Origin of the sequence: Geodermatophilus africanus (genome assembly GCF_900107105.1) — a bacterium.
Classification (GTDB): Bacteria; Actinomycetota; Actinomycetes; order Mycobacteriales; family Geodermatophilaceae; genus Geodermatophilus; species Geodermatophilus africanus.
On sequence record NZ_FNOT01000003.1, the window covers coordinates 40,712 to 56,584 of the forward strand.

18 protein-coding genes are annotated in these 15,873 nt (G+C 75.6%); 12 read left to right on the plus strand and 6 right to left on the minus strand.

From position 1 onward, the window contains the following. The first annotated feature begins 153 nt into the window (after positions 1–153). From BLW63_RS05510 to BLW63_RS05535, 6 genes are read left to right on the plus strand one after another with little or no spacing between them, the layout of a single operon-like run. The gene (locus tag BLW63_RS05510) at positions 154–1,278 is read left to right on the plus strand and encodes an FAD-dependent oxidoreductase (RefSeq protein ID WP_170856664.1); all 1,125 of its coding nucleotides are present in this window, start codon (positions 154–156) and stop codon (positions 1,276–1,278) included. After that, positions 1,265–2,344 (plus strand): glycosyltransferase family protein, encoded by a 1,080-nt coding sequence (locus BLW63_RS05515; protein WP_091152365.1) that lies wholly within the window; start codon positions 1,265–1,267, stop codon positions 2,342–2,344. Before BLW63_RS05510 ends, BLW63_RS05515 begins: the two co-directional genes overlap by 14 nt. Continuing rightward, the gene (locus tag BLW63_RS05520) at positions 2,341–3,126 is read left to right on the plus strand and encodes an NAD-dependent epimerase/dehydratase family protein (RefSeq protein WP_091152368.1); all 786 of its coding nucleotides are present in this window, start codon (positions 2,341–2,343) and stop codon (positions 3,124–3,126) included. The genes BLW63_RS05515 and BLW63_RS05520 overlap by 4 nt, the downstream gene beginning before the upstream one ends. Continuing rightward, positions 3,123–3,938, plus strand: coding sequence for a sugar phosphate isomerase/epimerase family protein (locus BLW63_RS05525; protein WP_091152370.1), 816 nt, complete (start codon positions 3,123–3,125; stop codon positions 3,936–3,938). The genes BLW63_RS05520 and BLW63_RS05525 overlap by 4 nt, the downstream gene beginning before the upstream one ends. Then, positions 3,935–4,756 carry a glycosyltransferase gene (locus BLW63_RS05530; RefSeq protein ID WP_091152371.1) on the plus strand — a complete coding sequence of 274 codons (822 nt, stop codon included), beginning with the start codon at positions 3,935–3,937 and terminating at the stop codon, positions 4,754–4,756. Before BLW63_RS05525 ends, BLW63_RS05530 begins: the two co-directional genes overlap by 4 nt. After that, positions 4,753–5,172, plus strand: a complete 420-nt coding sequence (locus BLW63_RS05535) for a GtrA family protein (protein WP_091152373.1) — start codon at positions 4,753–4,755, stop codon at positions 5,170–5,172. The genes BLW63_RS05530 and BLW63_RS05535 overlap by 4 nt, the downstream gene beginning before the upstream one ends. A 126-nt stretch (positions 5,173–5,298) precedes the next feature. Here BLW63_RS05535 and rfbA read toward each other — a convergent pair whose 3' ends face one another. Genes rfbA through cofD form a run of 3 tightly spaced genes read right to left on the minus strand, consistent with a single transcriptional unit; the run spans position 5,299 to position 8,271 of the window. Next, entirely contained in the window at positions 5,299–6,171 is an 873-nt protein-coding gene (gene rfbA, locus BLW63_RS05540; RefSeq protein WP_091153131.1) for a glucose-1-phosphate thymidylyltransferase RfbA, read from the minus strand. Positions 6,172–6,200: 29 nt separating this feature from the next. Then, positions 6,201–7,256 carry a coenzyme F420-0:L-glutamate ligase gene (locus BLW63_RS05545; protein ID WP_091152376.1) on the minus strand — a complete coding sequence of 352 codons (1,056 nt, stop codon included), beginning with the start codon at positions 7,254–7,256 and terminating at the stop codon, positions 6,201–6,203. Beyond that, entirely contained in the window at positions 7,249–8,271 is a 1,023-nt protein-coding gene (gene cofD, locus BLW63_RS05550; RefSeq protein ID WP_244522379.1) for a 2-phospho-L-lactate transferase, read from the minus strand. The genes BLW63_RS05545 and cofD overlap by 8 nt, the downstream gene beginning before the upstream one ends. Positions 8,272–8,599: 328 nt before the next feature. Here cofD and BLW63_RS05555 point away from each other — a divergent pair, with 328 nt between their 5' ends. Both BLW63_RS05555 and BLW63_RS05560 read left to right on the plus strand, forming a co-directional pair. After that, positions 8,600–8,836, plus strand: a complete 237-nt coding sequence (locus BLW63_RS05555; RefSeq protein WP_170856690.1) for a WhiB family transcriptional regulator — start codon at positions 8,600–8,602, stop codon at positions 8,834–8,836. A 177-nt stretch (positions 8,837–9,013) separates the two neighbouring features. After that, the gene (locus tag BLW63_RS05560; RefSeq protein ID WP_244522380.1) at positions 9,014–9,826 is read left to right on the plus strand and encodes a hypothetical protein; all 813 of its coding nucleotides are present in this window, start codon (positions 9,014–9,016) and stop codon (positions 9,824–9,826) included. An 88-nt stretch (positions 9,827–9,914) separates the two neighbouring features. On the opposite strand, the gene BLW63_RS05565 is transcribed toward BLW63_RS05560, so the two are convergent. From BLW63_RS05565 to BLW63_RS05575, 3 genes are all read right to left on the minus strand, one after another. After that, entirely contained in the window at positions 9,915–10,628 is a 714-nt protein-coding gene (locus tag BLW63_RS05565; protein ID WP_091152382.1) for an alpha/beta fold hydrolase, read from the minus strand. A 261-nt stretch (positions 10,629–10,889) separates the two neighbouring features. Beyond that, positions 10,890–11,891 carry a hypothetical protein gene (locus BLW63_RS05570; RefSeq protein WP_091152384.1) on the minus strand — a complete coding sequence of 334 codons (1,002 nt, stop codon included), beginning with the start codon at positions 11,889–11,891 and terminating at the stop codon, positions 10,890–10,892. Between the two features lie 38 nt (positions 11,892–11,929). Then, positions 11,930–12,385, minus strand: a complete 456-nt coding sequence (locus BLW63_RS05575; RefSeq protein ID WP_091152386.1) for a metallopeptidase family protein — start codon at positions 12,383–12,385, stop codon at positions 11,930–11,932. A gap of 159 nt (positions 12,386–12,544) precedes the next feature. On the opposite strand from BLW63_RS05575, the gene BLW63_RS05580 reads away from it, so the two are divergent. The 4 genes from BLW63_RS05580 to BLW63_RS05595 all read left to right on the plus strand — a co-directional run bounded on the left by BLW63_RS05580 (position 12,545) and on the right by BLW63_RS05595 (position 15,807). Further along, positions 12,545–12,946, plus strand: a complete 402-nt coding sequence (locus BLW63_RS05580) for a DUF3499 domain-containing protein (RefSeq protein WP_280140488.1) — start codon at positions 12,545–12,547, stop codon at positions 12,944–12,946. 148 nt (positions 12,947–13,094) lie between these two features. Beyond that, on the plus strand, positions 13,095–14,459 hold the full coding sequence (locus BLW63_RS05585; protein WP_091152391.1) for a phosphomannomutase/phosphoglucomutase: 1,365 nt from the start codon (positions 13,095–13,097) through the stop codon (positions 14,457–14,459). Further along, a complete protein-coding gene (locus tag BLW63_RS05590) occupies positions 14,456–14,665 on the plus strand; it encodes a Trm112 family protein (RefSeq protein ID WP_091152393.1) in 210 nt (69 codons plus the stop codon). Before BLW63_RS05585 ends, BLW63_RS05590 begins: the two co-directional genes overlap by 4 nt. After that, the gene (locus BLW63_RS05595; RefSeq protein WP_091152395.1) at positions 14,662–15,807 is read left to right on the plus strand and encodes an SIS domain-containing protein; all 1,146 of its coding nucleotides are present in this window, start codon (positions 14,662–14,664) and stop codon (positions 15,805–15,807) included. The genes BLW63_RS05590 and BLW63_RS05595 overlap by 4 nt, the downstream gene beginning before the upstream one ends. Positions 15,808–15,873: the final 66 nt, after the last annotated feature.

The following is a 15,873-nucleotide window of genomic DNA, read 5'->3' on the forward strand; positions in this document are numbered from 1 at the left end:
CGGGTGCCCCGCGTGCGAGCCCCGTGACAGGTGTGGCCGCACGTGCCGCGTGCGGTGCCGTGTCGACATGTCGACGTGACCGAACGTGGTGGCGCGCGTACTCTCCAGGGAGCTCGCGGTGTGTGCGGGCACCGACGAGCAGGAAGACGCCGAGTGTCCCGACCGTCCCGCGCGGACCGCACGGCCCGCGGTGAGGGTCCTCACGGCGTCGTCCTCGTCGTGGGCGGGGGCTTCTACGGCTGCTCGCTGGCGACCCACCTGGCCCGCCGGGGTGCCCAGGTGACCGTGCTCGAGGCCCGGGCGGACCTCCTCGGCGGGGCCAGCTACTTCAACCAGGCCCGCGTGCACGGGGGGTACCACTACCCGCGCTCGCTGCGGACCGCCGGCCGCAGCCAGGCCTCCTACGCGTCCTTCACCGCGCGCTACGCCGCCTGCGTCGTCGACGACTTCCTGTGTGTCTACGCGGTGGCCCGCGGCTCGCTGACCAACGCCCGCAGGTTCCGTCGCGTCTGCGAGCACATCGGCGCGCCGCTGATGGATGCGCCCGCCTCGGTGCGCCGGCTGTTCAACCCGGCCACCGTCGAGGCCTCGTGGGTGACGCGGGAGGCGGTCTTCGACGCCGTCCGGTTGCGTCGGCTGGTCCGCGAGGAGATGGCCGACGCCGGGGTGACCGTGCGGCTCGGGGCCCCGGTCGCGGGTGTGACGGAGACCGCGTCCGGCGCCCTCGTCGCCCTGGAGACGGGCGAGGTCCTGGCCGGCGACTGGGTGCTCGTGTGCACCTACGGCGAGGGGATCGACGATCTGCCGCGTGGTGTCGGCTACGCCGGCCTGCACTGCGAGCCGTGCGAGATGGCGCTGGTGGACCTGCCCGAGCCGCTGCGCGGGAAGGGCGTCACCGTGATGGACGGTCCCTACTTCTCGCTGATGCCCTTCCCGTCGACGCCGTACCACACGCTCAGCCACGTCCGGTACACGCCGCACGGCTCGTACCCGACGTACGAGCAGGCCGTGGCTGCGCTGCGCGCGGGGCTGACCACCCGGGCGGACTGGATGATCCGGGACGCCGCGCGCTACGTGCCCGCCCTGACCGGCGCGGTCCACCGGGAGTCGCTGTGGGGCGTGAAGACCGTGCCGGCGCGGCGCGACGGCGACGACGCCCGGCCCATCGTGCTGCGCCGGTCCGACGGCGGCCGCGTGCTGTCCCTCCTGGGCAGCAAGATCGACAACATCGGTGACGCACTCCGAGTGGCTGAGGAGCACCTCCGTGACACTGTTTGAGTTTGAGACCTTCCGCCCCGGGGGGAGCGAGGTCGGGGGGCCGCGGGCCGACGTCGTCGTCCGCACGCCGGCGCCGGCGGCGCGGGGCGGCACCTTCCTCAGCGTGGTCCTGGTCGCCGACGGGTCCGCCGAGGGGATCGAGCGGGACCTCGCCGCCCTCGACGCCGCCGTCGCCCGCGCCTACCCGGTGCACGAGGTGGTGCTCGTCCTCTCCGGGTCCCGCGGCCGGCTGGCCTGGGCCCGCGCGCTCGCCGAGCGGCAGCCGAACCTCCAGGTGCTCGGCCTCGTGCAGCCGGTCCGCGACGAGGTGGCCTTCACCGCGGGTCTCGACGGTGCCCTGGGCGACGTCGTCGTCACCGCACGCCTCGGCGTGGACGCCCCCGAGGACGTCCTCCGCTGCGCGGGCATGGTCAACGACGAGACGGCCGTGGTCGTCGGCGTGGACCGGCGCGCCCCGGCCGGCCGGCGGGTCGCCCTGCGGTTGAGCCGCGCGCTGGCCAGCCGGAGCCTGGGCGAGGAGATCGCCACCGTCAGCCTGGGGCTGCGCGGCTACAGCCGGCCGGCCCTCGACGCGTGGCTGCCCCGCCGGGACCGGGACCGGGTGCTGCGCATGCTGCCGTCGATCTCGGGCTACCCGTGGGCGGTCGTGCCCTACGAGTCGGGGGAGCGCCAGCACCCGCGACCGGCCAGCAGCCTCCGGCAGGTGGTGCGCTCGATCTTCTACGCCAGCGGCCGGCCGCTGCGGGTCGCGGTGGGCCTCGCGCTGCTCACCAGCCTGGTCAACATGCTCTACGCCCTGTACGTGGTGGCCGTCGGGCTGTTCCGGGGGGCCGTCGAGGGCTGGACGTCGATGAGCCTGCAGATGAGCTTCATGTTCTTCATGCTCAGCGTGGTCATCGCGATCATGGCCGAGTTCATGTTCCAGTCGAACGAGACCGCCAACGAGCGGCCCATCTACCGGGTCGCCTTCGAGGCGACGAGCCCGGTGCTGGCCGCCCGCGACGCGCTCAACGTCGACGCCGAGGCCGGCGCCGTGCAGGTGGTCGACGACGGGGTCCGGCCGTGACCGCCCGCGTCCGCCGGGCGCTGGTCGGCTGGAGCGGGTTCGTCGGCGGTTCCCTGGACGCGCGGATCGCCCCGGTCGCCCGGTTCCGGAGCACCGACGTCGACCGGCTGCCCGCCGCCGACGTCGACGAGGTCGTCTGCGCCGGCGCGCCGGCGGAGAAGTGGCGCGCCAACGCCGAGCCGGAGGCCGACCGGGCGGGGATCCGCCGGCTCGTGGACGCGCTGGACCGCAGCCGGGCCGGCTCCTGCGTCCTGGTGTCGACGGTCGACGTCTTCGCCGACTCCCGCGGGGTGGACGAGAGCACGGCCCCCGACACCACCCAGGAGCAGGCCTACGGGCGGCACCGGGCAGAGCTCGAGGAGTTCGTCCGCCGGCGGTTCGACGACGTCCTCGTCGTCCGGCTGCCGGGGATGTACGGGCCCGGGCTGAAGAAGAACCTCGTGTACGACCTCGTCCACCAGCCCGAGGCGCGCTTCGCCCACCAGGACTCGAGCTTCCAGTTCTACGACGTGCGTGACCTGTGGGGCCACGTGCTGCTCGCCCGCGACGCCGGGCTGTCGGTGGTCAACCTCGCCACCGATCCGGTCACGTCGGCGCAGGTCGCCCGCGAGTGCTTCGGGGTGGACTACCGCTGCGACGACCGGCCGCAGGTGGCCTACGACCTGCGCACCGCCCACGCCGCCGCGCTCGCCGGCCGCGAGGGCCCCTACCTGCGCACGGCCGACGAGGTGCTGACCGGCATCCGCGCCTGGGGTGCCCGGCCGGTGGGGGCGCGGGCATGAGGCTGGCCTTCTCCAACCTCGCCTGGCCGGCCGACCTCGACGCCGCCGTGCTGCCCGAGCTGCCCGGGTGGGGCTTCGGCTCCCTCGAGGTGGCGCCCACCCGGCTGTGGGCCGACCCGCTGGCCCAGGACGCCGACGAGGTCGCCGCGGCCCGCGCCGCGGTCGAGGCGCGGGGCCTGCGCGTCGTCGCGCTGCAGTCCCTGCTGTTCGGCCGCCCGCAACTCAGGCTGTTCGGGGACGCCGAGGCGCGCCGGGGCCTCGCCGACCACCTGGCCGGGATGGCCGGGCTGGCCGCCGGTCTGGGCGCGACCCGCCTCGTGTTCGGCTCACCGGGGAACCGGCGCCGCGGCGACCTGCCCGCGGCGCACGCCGACGAGATCGCCGCCGAGGTGTTCGCCGTCCTCGGCGCGCGCGCCGCCGACCTCGGCGTCTGCTTCTGCATCGAGGCCAACCCGACCGACTACGGGTGCGACTGGCTGACCGACGCGGTCGCGTCCACCGCGTTCGTCCGCGCCGTCGACTCGCCCGGCGTGCGACTGCATCTGGACACCGCGTGCATGGCGCTGGCCGGGGACGACGCCGTCGAGCGGGTCCGCGCCGGCGCCGACGTCCTGGCGCACGTGCACGCCAGCGCCCCGCAGCTGGGCCCGGTCGGGCCCGACGGCCCGGTCGACCACGAGGCGGTGGCGGGCGCGCTGCGCGCCGCGGACTACGACGGGCACGTCTCCGTGGAGATGCTGCCGCCCGGCGAGGACGACCTGACCGGCGCCGTCCGGCGCACCGCCGACTTCGTGAGGAATACCTACTCGTGACCAGCGACCTGCAGGCTGCCCCCGATCCCACCGGCTGGGCCGTGCCCCGCGGCGACGTGCACATCCTGGGCCCCCGGACGAGCCGCTACTGCGTCCTCATCCCGGTGATCAACGAGGGCGAGCGCCTGCTCGGGCAGCTGCGCCGCCTGCGAGAGCTCGGCTCGGGCCTCGACGTCGTCGTCGCCGACGGCGGGAGCACCGACGGCTCCAACGACCCGGACCTGCTCCGCGGGCTCGGCGTCCGGGCCCTGCTGGTGAAGGGCGACCGCGGCAAGCTCAGCGCCCAGCTGCGCATGGGCTTCGCCTTCGCCCTCACCGAGGGCTACGAGGGCGTCATCACCGTCGACGGCAACGGCAAGGACGACGTCTCGGCGCTGCCCCGCTTCGTCGCGGCGCTGGACGCGGGCGCCGGCTTCGTCCAGGGCTCCCGGTACGTCCCGGGCGGCAGGGCGGTCAACACCCCGCGCGAGCGGCACCTGGCGATCAAGCTCTTCCACGCCCCGGTGACGTCGCTGGCCGCCCGCACCCGGTACACCGACACGACCAACGGCTTCCGCGGCCACGCACGGGCGCTGCTGCTGGACCCGCGGGTCGCGCCGATGCGCGAGGTCTTCGACACCTACGAGCTGCTGGCCTACCTGCCCATCCGGGCCGCGCGCCTGGGCTACCGGTGCACCGAGGTGCCGGTCACCCGCGCCTACCCCGACGCCGGCGCGGTGCCCACGAAGATCCACGGCCGGCGTGCGCAGTTCGCGCTGGTGGAGATCCTGCTGCGGGCGGCGCTGGGGCGGTACGACGCGCCCGGGACGCCGGGGTGAGCCGCGAGCGGGTCGCCGTCCTCGGCCGGTTCGTGCTGGTCAACGTCCTCAACACCGGCCTGTACTGGGGGCTGTATCTGCTCCTGCTGCTGGTCACCCCGTACCTGGTGGCCAACACCGTCGCGCTCGTCGTGGCGGTGCTGGCGGCCTACGTCGCGAACGCCCGCTGGGCCTTCGCGGTGGCTCCGTCGCGCGGGTCGCTGCTGCGCTACCTCGTCGCCAACGGGACGACAATCCTGGTGCGGACGGCGGTGGTCTGGCTGCTGGTCACGCCGCTGTCGCTCCCCGAGCAGCTCGCCCCGCCCGTGGCGGTCGCGGTGACGATGCCCGTCGCGTTCGTGCTCACGGCGTGGGCGATGGCCGAGCGGTCGACCCGGCCGAAGCCTGCTCCCGCGACGGCAGCAGCCGCGGCCTGACCCCGCGGACCACGGCGACCGTCTGCCGACGATCAGCTGAGCTCACGGTCGTGGGTCCTGGCTCAGGGTCGGTGGTGAGCCAGGACCCACGACGATCAGGCCAGCTGATCATCCGGCGAGGGCCGCTCAGATCACCGGGTCGTCGAGCAGGCGCAGCAGGTAGTCGCCGTAGCCGCTCTTGCCCAGCGGCTCGGCGGCGCGGCGCAGGCCGTCGTCGTCGAGCCAGCCCTGCCGCCACGCGACCTCCTCGATGCACCCGATCTTGAGGCCCTGCCGCTCCTCGACCACGGAGACGAACTCGGTGGCCTGGCGCAGTGAGGCGAAGGTGCCGGTGTCCAGCCACGCGGTGCCGCGGTCGAGGACGGTTACGGTGAGCCGGCCCTGTTGCAGGTAGTGCTCGTTGACCGCGGTGATCTCCAGCTCGCCGCGGGCGCTGGGGCGGATGCCGCGCGCCACGTCGACCACCGACGACTCGTAGAAGTACAGCCCGGGGACGGCGTAGGAGCTCTTGGGCGCCGCCGGCTTCTCCTCGATGGACAGCACCCGGCGGTCGGCGTCGAACTCCACGACGCCGTACTCCTGCGGGTTGGCCACGTGGTAGGCGAAGACGTGCCCGCCGTCGGGGTCGGGCAGCCGGCCCAGGGCCGTGCCCAGGCCGGCGCCGTAGAAGATGTTGTCGCCCAGCACGAGGGCCACCGACTCGTCGCCGACGAAGTCGGCGCCGATCAGGAAGGCCTGGGCCAGCCCCTCCGGCCGCGGCTGGACGGCGTACTCGATGCGCATGCCCAGCCGCCGGCCGTCGCCGAGCAGCGCGCGGAACGCCTCCTGGTCGGCGGGCGTGGTGATCACCAGGACCTCGCGGACGCCGGCCATCATCAGCGTCGAGAGCGGGTAGTAGACCATCGGCTTGTCGTAGACCGGCATGAGCTGCTTGCTGACCGCCTGCGTGATCGGGAACAGGCGGCTGCCGGTGCCCCCGGCCAGGATGATCCCCCGCATGCCCGGCGACGCTACCGGCGTGTCCCGGCTCAGGAGGCGGGCGACCCGAGCCACAACCTCCCGACGAGTGAGCTGCCGCCCGGGGTGCCCACCGGCTCCCAACGGGTGGTCCAGCCCTCCGCGTGCAGCTGGACCACGACCGCGCCGACGAGCGCCCCGAGGTTGACCGCCGCCGTCGTGGTGGCCCGCTCCGGCAGGTGGACGTCGACGACCCCGTCGCCCTCGCCGCCGTAGCGGACCACGACGGGGAACTCCGGCAGCGCCGCCGCCGCCACCCGGAACGCCGCAGCGACCGCGTCGAGCTCGCCGGGCCGGGGGACCAGGTCGCCGCCGGGCACCCGGGTCGCCACCAGGTCGCGGCTGCCGTAGGGGAACAGGTCGCCGGGGCCGAGCCGGACCAGCGGACGGGTGCCGGCGTCGTCCTCCGGCGGGTCGAACGGCAGGCCGCGGACGATGGCCACCGGGATGCCGGCCAGCTTGCCCTTCACCAGGTCCGCGGCGGCCGCCAGCTCGTCGACGAGCGCGACCTGGGTGGTCTCCAGCCGGTTGCCGTGGGCGTCGACCAGGCCGCGGTGGTCGACCAGCGCGGGGATCCCCGCCGAGCCGACGGCGACGTCGGTCAGCCCGTCCCGCCAGGTCCGGCCGAAGGTGTCACTGACGATGACGGCGACCTCGATCCCCAGCAGCTCGCGCAGCCGGCCGCGCAGCGCCCGGGCGGAGGCGTCGGCGTCCTCCGGTAACAGCACGAGCGCGTCACCGGACACGTTGGAGGCGTCGATCCCGGCTGCGGCGACCACCCAGCCCTGCGGCGTCTCGACGATCTTCAGCGGGCCGCGCCGGGCGACCACGCGGACCGTCTGGGCGTCGATGGCCCGCTGCCGCGCGGCCTCCCGGTCCTCACCGGGCGCGACGGGCACCAGCCGGCCCTCGACCTTGGACACGACCTTGGAGGTGACGACGACGACGTCCCCGTCGGCCAGCCACGGCGCCGCACCCGCCAGCGCCGCGGCCAGGTCGTCGCCGGGCGAGAACTCCGGCAGCCCGGCGACCGGGTGGACCGAGATCCCCGCTGCCGGCTCAGTCATCAGGCCGCTCTTCAGGGTCCCGCCGCGAGCCTGCGAGTGGTGGGGGGCACAGGGGTCCTCCTACGGCGGCGTCCAGTGTCGCCCGGGCCAGGGCCGCGGTCGCCTCGGGGGAGGACATCAGCAGCGGGACGGCGCGGACGGCGACAGCCGGGACGTCGGCGGCGTCGCCCGTGTGCACCAGCCAGGCGTCGAGCAGCCCGCCCGCGGAGCGGGCGCCGTAGTGCCGCCCCACCCCCTCGGCGCTGACCTCCACGCCGAGGACCGGCAGGCAGCGGTCGGCCATCCCGCGCACCACCGCGCCGGACACGATCGGCGAGACCCCCACGACCCGGCCCGGCGTGGCCAGCAGGGCCTCCCGCAGCCCGGGGACGCCCAGGATCGTGCCCACCGACACCACCGGGTTCGACGGCGCCAGCAGCACCGCGTCGGCGGCGGCGAACGCCTCGGCCACGCCGGGTGCCGGCTTCGCGGCGTCCACCCCCACCTGGACGAAGGCCCGGGCCTCGGGCTCGGCGCGGTGCCGCACCCACCACTCCTGGAAGTGCACCGCCTGCTGCCGCCCGGTCGCCGGGTCGGCGACCACCACGTGGGTCTCCACGCGCTGGTCGGTCATCGGGAGCAGCTCGACGCCGGGTTGCCAGCGGTCGGCGAGCGCCGCGGTCACCTGGGACAGCGGGTAGCCGGCGTCCAACATCCGGGTGCGGACGAGGTGGGTGGCCAGGTCGCGGTCGCCCAGGCCGAACCACGTCGGCTCGGCCCCGTAGGCGGCCAGCTCCGCCCTGACCGTCCAGCTCTCCCCGGCCCGACCCCACCCACGCTCGGGGTCGATGCCGCCGCCGAGGGTGTACATGACGGTGTCGAGGTCCGGGCAGATCCGCAGCCCGTGCAGCGTCACGTCGTCCCCGGTGTTGACGACCGCGGTGAGCCGCGCGTCGGGCACGGCCGAGCGGAGGCCGGCCAGGAACCGGGCCCCGCCGACCCCTCCGGCGAGGACGACGATGTGCACGAAACTCATCGTGCCCGATGGGCACTTGTCCACTGTTCGGCGGGCGTGTCGGGGTGCGCAGCGAGAAGTGACGAACGCTGTGTGACGCGAGTGGCGCGTGGGGCTGGACGCTTACACCGGGCGGAGTTGACGGCCCCACAACGACACGCGTGTAATTCCGGCGGTGTCAACGAGTGCCGAGCGGCCCGGGAACGTCCCGTGGAACGCACATCGGGACGGCAGCGAGAGGGGACGCATCGTCATGGCAGAGGTCTCGTGGTTGAGCGACTACGTGCACGCCGCCGAGCGGGAGCACGGCACCACGGGCCGGGCCCAGGGCTTCGCCGGGCTGTGGAGCATGGGCCTGGAGGCCGAGGTGCAGTCCTGGCAGGAGCGCGCGCTGTGCGCCGAGACCGACCCGGAGGCGTTCTTCCCCGAGAAGGGCGGCTCCACCCGCGAGGCCAAGAAGATCTGCACCGGCTGCGAGGTCAAGGCCGAGTGCCTGGAGTACGCGCTGGCCAACGACGAGCGCTTCGGCATCTGGGGCGGGCTCTCCGAGCGGGAGCGCCGTCGGCTGCGTCGCCGCGCCGTGTGAGAGACGCCTTCCGGTCCTCCCCGCGCGACGCTCGAGTGGCTTCGTCCCGGCTCCCAGCAGGGTCCCGCCGCGAGCTCGCGAGCGGTGGGGGGCAGGGGGTCCTCCACTGACACCAGCCCCGAGTCGTCCCCACAGCCGCCGACGGACCCCGTCGGCGGCTGTGGTGTCGTTCGGGCCATGACGACGCGCGTGGTGGTCGGTCGGGCCGGTGTGGTGCGGGAGCTCCGCGCGGCGGGACCGCTGCTCGCGGCGCTGCGTGCGCCGGTGACCGCCCGCGCCCCCTGGCTGACCGCCGCTCTGACCCTGGACGACGTCCGGCGGGCCGGCCCCCGGCCAGTGGCCGTCGTGGTCGCCCCGCCCGACGGCAGGGGAGCGCCGCGGGGGCTGGTGACCCTGGCCCTGCGGCGTGGCCCGCGGCTCACGGTCACGCTGCTCGGCGACGGTTTGCCGGTGCCCGCCGGGGCGGCCCCCGCCCGCCTCCCGGCCCGGGACGACGACACCGCCGAGCAGCTGGCCGCCGGCGTGCTGGGCCTGCTCGACCGGGTGCGCCGTCCCTGGACGCTGCGGCTGGCCGGCCTGCCGCTGGGCGACCCCACCCTGCGCGCGATCGGCCGGCTGCGGCCCGAGGCGGCGTTCGCCAGTGCCCGCAGCTCCCGCCTGGTCGACGACCTCGACGGGGCCGGCCCGGTGGACCGCACCCTGGACCCCGCCGAACTCGACCGCCGGCTGCCCAGGCTGCTGGCCGGCGAGCCCGACCGGCGCACCCGCACCGCCCTGCGCGTCACCGCCCGGCTGCACGCCGCCATCGGTCAGGTCGAGCTGGCCACGGGGGCCGACGGTGACCGGGGCCTGCTGACCCTCGTCGACGGCGCCGACCGGCGGGCGTGGTGGGGCACCCCCGGTGCGGCTTGGCGCACCGAGATGGGCGCGCCCCTGATCTCGCTGACGCTGCGCGGCGGCGGCCCGGCGGCGCTGCTCAACCGGCGGTGACTACGGCAGACGAGGGTGACAGACGGATCCGTCGAGCTGTTGCTGAGCGGTGACCCGGCCTGGGAGCAGGTGGTCTCGGAGGTCCGTCTCAGGCGCGGACGCCGGTCAGCTCTGCGACGTCGGCGAGGGCTCGAGCCAGCTCGTCCGGAACGGACAACGGGGCCATGTGCGCCGAGGACAATCGCACCAGCCGCTCGGCCGGGGTGGCCATCGCCTCCTGTGCCGGGACCGGGATGCTGCTGTCCGACTCCTGGGTGCACACCACGTACGTCGTCGGGTGCCTGCGCTCGGGGGCGGTGCTCGGCGTCGTGAACGCTGCGACGGACTGCAGGACGAGCCGGTCGCGGAAGGCAGCCGCCTGCTCACGGGACAGGTCGGCGCACAGCGCCTCCCGGACCGTTTCCGGGTCGCGGCTGACCGCCAGGGAACCGTCATCTCGCGGCTCGACCCAGGCGGGGAGCGAGTCCCCGCCTGCGAGATCCAGCAGCGACTGGCCGCGCTGCGGCCAGAAAGCGGCGACATAGACGCTGTGGCGTACCCGCGGGTCGTCGGCCAACTCCGTGATGACCATGCCGCCGTAGGAGTTCCCGACCAGCACGACCGGCTCGTCGATCCCAGCGAGGACCTGCCGGACGCGTGCGGCGTCGGAGCGGAGATCGCCCAACGCGCCGGGATCGGTCCTGGCGCTGGGCAGCTGGTCGACCACCGTCACCCGGTGGCCGAGGCCCTCCAGGCGGCGGGCGACGTCGTCCCACACCCAGCCACCGCCCCAGGCGCCGTGCACGAGGACGTAATGAGCCATCGCCCGAGGATGCGCTGCCCCCCACGACCCCAGTGGTCCCCCTGCCGCGATCGGCCGGGTCCTGGGCGTGCCCCGACCCCCGGTGTCCGAACTCCTACCGGGAGGAGCCCGAGGCAGGCTGCACGGGCGCCCGACCAGCTGTCGCCGATCCGCGCTGGCTACGGCCCCTCCTGGCCCCGCCCAGAGCCTGGTGACTACGGGAACGGCCGTCCTTCAGGGTCCCGCGCCGAGCGTGCGAGACGTGGGAAAGGGGGTCCTCGTTCAGCCGGCGTACCGGACGACGTTGAGCCGCGGCTCGTCGATGCTCTCCGCGCGGTCGGTGCCGAGGAACACGGTGCCCTGGGCGGTCGCCGCACCCTCGCGCACCGGCCCGGCGGGGGAGACGGTGACCGCCAGGTCGTACACCCGTCCCGTGTAGGCCGGTGCCGTGCCGATGGGCCGGGTGTAGGTGGGGAAGCGGCCGGTCAGTCGCAGGTCGTCGCCGTCCCGGGTCACGGTCAGGGCCGGGGTCGGCAGGTCCGCGTCCTCGGTGCGGGACCGCACGCAGCCCGCGGCCGCGGGGTCCTCGGGCGGCTCCGCGGCCAGGCAGTTCCAGGTCGGCAGCCGCACGTGTGCCAGCGCCGTCGCGCCGTCCCCGTCGGTCGTGACGCTCACGCTCGGGTAGCCCACCGTCGTCCCCACCGCCTGCCGCTCGACGACGAGGCCCCCGAAAGCCAGCCGGGCCACCACGCCGTCCTCGCCCAGCGGCACCGAACGGGCGGCCAGCGCGCCCGCGCCCCCCTCGCCCGGCAGCGGGTCCACCGGCACGGCGGGCAGCGACGGCGGCGCGGGGGTCGGCGTCGGCGTGTCCCGCGGGGACGGCGCCCCCGGTCCGGGCGCGGACACCGGCGCCGGGTCGCCGCCGGCGCGGGTGGCACCGGCGACCCCGGCCAGCGCGGCGACGAGCAGCAGCGCCGCGGCGGCCATCGCGGCCACGGCGCGGCCACTGCCGTCCGGGCGGGCGGAGCCCGCGTCCTCCTCCTCCGGAGGGGCGGCGACCGGCGCGGGCGGCGGGGCGGGCGTGCCGGGAGGGGAGGCGAGGAAGCCGGGCAGGTCGTCGTCCGGCCAGCGTGGCGCCGGGCGTGGGGGGCGTGCGGGCGCCGGGTCGCCAGGCGCGACGGGGGGCCGCGGACGGCTCGGTGCGACCGCGGCCAGGCCGGCGAGCGCGAGCAGCGCCAGGACCAGCACGATCCACGGGACGGCGGCCGACGCGGAGGACTCCATCGCGACAGAGCATCCCAGCCGCTGCCGTGCGCCCCGCCTCAGCCGGTGGGGTCGATCTCCTCCGGGTCGCGCCCCAGCAGCACGGCGACCTGGTCGACGACGACGTCGCGCACCAGGTCGGCGAGGTCGTCGCGGTCGTGCGCGCGCAGCTCCAGCGGCCGCCGGTAGACGATGATCCGCGGCGGCACCTCCCGGGCGCCGTCCCGGTGCGCGGGCAGGACGCGGGCCAGCGGCACGCTCCCGTCGTCGAGGACGTCGGCGTCCAGCACGACCTCGTCGGGGCTGGTGTGCTCCACCCAGGGCACGTCCTCGACGGCGAACTCGACCCCGGCCAGCTCCTTCTCCCACCGGCGCTCGAGGTCCTCGACCGCGTCGAGGACGAGGTCGTCGAACTGCTCGGCGCGGCTGCGGCCCAGGGGGACGCCCTCGGGCACCAGGCGCCCGCGCAGCCCACGGCCGTGCCGGTCGCGGCGGGATCGGGCGGATCGGCTCATGACGGGTGCGAGCGTACGGCTCCGACTCCCGGCCCGACGTCCCGAACGGGAGAGCGGCCGACTCCGGGGACCGGGCCGGACCGGCGCCGGGGCCCACGGGGACATCGTGGAGGATGGGACTGCTGCTCCCTCCCGGGCGACGCACGTCGGTGTGCCTTGATGCCAACCACCCGGGTACGCGTCTACTGTGCGGTGCGTGAGGAACCGGTGGTGAGGCAGTCACGTCGCTGCTCGCGCAGCGGCTGCGCGCAACCGGCGGCAGCGACCTTGACCTACGTGTACGCGGAGTCGACCGCTGTCGTCGGCCCGTTGGCGACGTTCTCGGAGCCGCACAGCTACGACCTCTGCGAGTTCCACGCCGAGCGGCTCACCGTGCCGCGCGGCTGGGAGGTCGTCCGGCACGAGATCGACGTCGAGGACTCCGGCCCGACCGGCGACGACCTGCTGGCCCTGGCCGACGCCGTCCGCGAGGCCGCCCGGCCCGAGCCCCCGCGCGCCCCCGCCGACGACGGCAGCGGCACCCGCCGCGGCCACCTGCGGGTCCTCCCCGACATCACCTGAAGAGGGACCACCCTCTCCCCACGCCATGCCCCCGCTGCAGGGTCCCGCCGCCGGCCCCGTCCCGAGGCTCGCCCCGAGCCTGCGAGGGGTGAGGAGGACGGGGCCCTCGTCCGGTAGGGGGTAGCGGGGTCCTTATAGGGTCGCCCGCGTGCGGGACCTGTCCACGATCATCAAGGCCTACGACGTCCGCGGCGTCGTCCCCGACGAGTGGGACGAGGACGTCGCCCGCCGGATCGGTGCGGCCTTCGCCGAGCTGGTGTGGCAGGAGAGCGGCGCGACCGCGGTCGTGACCGCGCACGACATGCGCGACTCCTCGGTGCCCCTCTCCCGCGCCTTCGCCGAGGGCGTGCTCGCCCGCGGCGTCGACGTCGTCGAGGCCGGCCTCGGGTCCACCGACGTGCTCTACTACGCCTCCGGCTCGCTCGGCGTGCCCGGCGCGATGTTCACCGCGAGCCACAACCCCGCGCAGTACAACGGCATCAAGCTCTGCCGCGCCGGCGCCTCCCCGGTCGGGCAGGACTCGGGCCTGGCCACCCTCCGGGAGTGGGCCGAGCGCGACTCCTACGACCGGGTCCCCGGGCGGACGGCGTCGATCGACCAGCGCGACCTGCTCGCCGGGTACGCCGCGCACCTGCGCTCGCTGGTCGACCTTTCCATCATCCGGCCGCTGCGGGTCGTCGTCGACGCCGGCAACGGCATGGGCGGGCACACCGTCCCGGTGGTGCTCGCCGGCCTCCCGCTGGAGGTGCTGCCGCTGTACTTCGAGCTCGACGGCTCCTTCCCCCACCACGAGGCCAACCCGCTGGACCCGGCCAACCTGGTGGACCTGCAGGCGGAGGTCCGCCGCACCGGTGCCGACATCGGGCTGGCCTTCGACGGCGACGCCGACCGGGTGTTCGTCGTCGACGAGCGCGGCGAGCCGGTCAGCCCCTCGGCGATCACCGCGCTGGTCGCCGTCCGGGAACTGGCCGAGGGCCGGGGGACGACGGTCATCCACAACCTGATCACCTCGCGCGCGGTCCCCGAGATCGTCCGGGAGCACGGCGGCGAGCCGGTGCGCACCCGTGTCGGCCACTCGTTCGTCAAGGCCGAGATGGCCCGCACGGACGCCGTCTTCGGCGGGGAGCACTCCGCGCACTACTACTTCCGCGACTTCTGGCGGGCCGACACGGGGATGCTCGCCGCCATGCACGTCCTCGCCGCGCTGGGGGAGCAGAGCCGGCCGCTGTCGGAGCTGACCGCCGGGTACTCCAGGTATGCCGCCTCCGGCGAGGTCAACTCCACCGTGGCCGACGCCGCCGGCCGGACCCGGGCGGTGCGGGAGGCCTTCGAGCAGCAGGAGGGCGTCACCGTCGACGAGTTCGACGGGCTGACCGTGGACCTGCCCGACGGCTCGTGGTTCAACCTGCGGGCCAGCAACACCGAGCCGCTGCTGCGGCTCAACGTCGAGGCGCCCGACGAGGCGCGGATGACCGAGCTGCGGGACCGAGTGCTGGAGATGGTGCGCGCATGACCACGAGTCCGTCCGCCGACGCGACCGGCCCCCTGGGGCTGGACCCGGCCCTGCTGGAGATCCTCGCCTGCCCCGACACCCACCACAGCCCGCTGACGGTGGACGAGCCGGCGAGCGAGCTGGTCTGTCCGACCTGCGACCGGGCGTTCCCGGTGCGCGACGGCATCCCCGTGCTGCTCCTCGACGAGGCCCGGCAGCGCTCATGACGTCCCCGGAGCTGGCCGAGGAGGTCCTCGACGACCTGGACGTGCTGCGCGCCCGCGACCCGCGCGGCCTGCTGCCCGCGGTCGCCGGGGCCGGCGCACAGGTCCGGGAGACCGCCCGGCTGACCGGGGAGGCCGGCCTCGAGCGGGTCACCACCGGGGGCCGGCCGCGCGGGCTGGTCATCGTCGCCCGCCGGGAGGGGGCGGTGGCCGCCCAGGTGCTGCGCGCGCTGCTCGGGCCGGCCAGCCCGGTCACCGTGGACGTCGTCCCCGGCCCGGAGCTGCCCGTGTGGACCGGCCCCAGCGACATCGCCGTCGTCGCCACCCGCACCGGTGCCGGCCGCTACGCGGTCACCCCGGCCTACGAGGCCGCCCGCCGCGGCGTGACGCTGCTGGGCATCGGCGCGGAGGACGCCCCGCTGCGGGCGGCCTGCTCCACCGCCCGGGCGCCCTACGTGCCGCTGCCGCGGTCCCGGGTGCGGCACACCACGCTGTGGTCGCTGCTCACGCCGATGCTGCAGCTGGCCGTCGGCCTGGACCTGGTCTCGGAGGGCGCGGCCGACCTGGAGGCGATCGCCGCGGCACTCGACGAGGTCGCGATGGAGTGCGGGCCGGCGCGGGAGTCCTTCGTCAACCCGGCCAAGACGCTCGCCCTCGAGCTGCTCGACGCGCTGCCGGTGATCGCCGCCGAGGGGCCCCTGGCGGGCACCGCCGCGACCCGGATCGCCGACCAGCTCGCGACGCTGGCCGGGCTGCCGGTCACCACCTTCCGGATGCCCGATCAGCGGGTCGCCGCCTGCGCGGTGCTGCGCGGCCCGCTGGCGCCGGAGGGCGGTGAGGACGACTTCTTCCGGGACCGCGCCGAGGACGCCGGCCGGCGGCTGCGGCTGCTCACGGTCCGCGACGCCGACGCCGGCGAGCACGACGGTGCGGGGGAGCGCGAGCCGCGGTCGGCCCGGGAGGCGTTGGACGAGGCGCTGCGCAGTGCGGCGACGGCCAACGTCCCGGTGAGCGCGCTGGCCGAGCACGGGGAACCGGAGCGGTTCGGCCGGCTGCCCCGGCTGGCCCGCCAGCTGGCGGTCGCCGACTTCACGGCCGTCTACCTGGCCCTCGCGCTGGACACTGAGCGGTCCGCGAGCGCATGAGGCCCGGGCCGCGCCGCGCCCCCGACGCCGCGAGCGCCGGCGCGGGCCCCGCAGTCCAGGGCTGAC

Excerpts from the sequence above, each read along its gene's own strand:
- BLW63_RS05565 (WP_091152382.1), bottom strand. The coding sequence starts at position 10,628 with ATGGCTCATTACGTCCTCGTGCACGGCGCCTGGGGCGGTGGCTGGGTG.
- BLW63_RS05590 (WP_091152393.1), top strand. The coding sequence starts at position 14,456 with ATGACCACGAGTCCGTCCGCCGACGCGACCGGCCCCCTGGGGCTGGAC.
- BLW63_RS05580 (WP_280140488.1), top strand. The coding sequence starts at position 12,545 with ATGCCAACCACCCGGGTACGCGTCTACTGTGCGGTGCGTGAGGAACCG.
- rfbA (WP_091153131.1), bottom strand. The coding sequence starts at position 6,171 with ATGCGGGGGATCATCCTGGCCGGGGGCACCGGCAGCCGCCTGTTCCCG.
- BLW63_RS05525 (WP_091152370.1), top strand. The coding sequence starts at position 3,123 with ATGAGGCTGGCCTTCTCCAACCTCGCCTGGCCGGCCGACCTCGACGCC.
- BLW63_RS05570 (WP_091152384.1), bottom strand. The coding sequence starts at position 11,891 with ATGGAGTCCTCCGCGTCGGCCGCCGTCCCGTGGATCGTGCTGGTCCTG.
- BLW63_RS05595 (WP_091152395.1), top strand. The coding sequence starts at position 14,662 with ATGACGTCCCCGGAGCTGGCCGAGGAGGTCCTCGACGACCTGGACGTG.
- BLW63_RS05575 (WP_091152386.1), bottom strand. The coding sequence starts at position 12,385 with ATGAGCCGATCCGCCCGATCCCGCCGCGACCGGCACGGCCGTGGGCTG.
- BLW63_RS05555 (WP_170856690.1), top strand. The coding sequence starts at position 8,600 with ATGGGCCTGGAGGCCGAGGTGCAGTCCTGGCAGGAGCGCGCGCTGTGC.
- cofD (WP_244522379.1), bottom strand. The coding sequence starts at position 8,271 with ATGAGTTTCGTGCACATCGTCGTCCTCGCCGGAGGGGTCGGCGGGGCC.
- BLW63_RS05545 (WP_091152376.1), bottom strand. The coding sequence starts at position 7,256 with ATGACTGAGCCGGCAGCGGGGATCTCGGTCCACCCGGTCGCCGGGCTG.
- BLW63_RS05560 (WP_244522380.1), top strand. The coding sequence starts at position 9,014 with ATGACGACGCGCGTGGTGGTCGGTCGGGCCGGTGTGGTGCGGGAGCTC.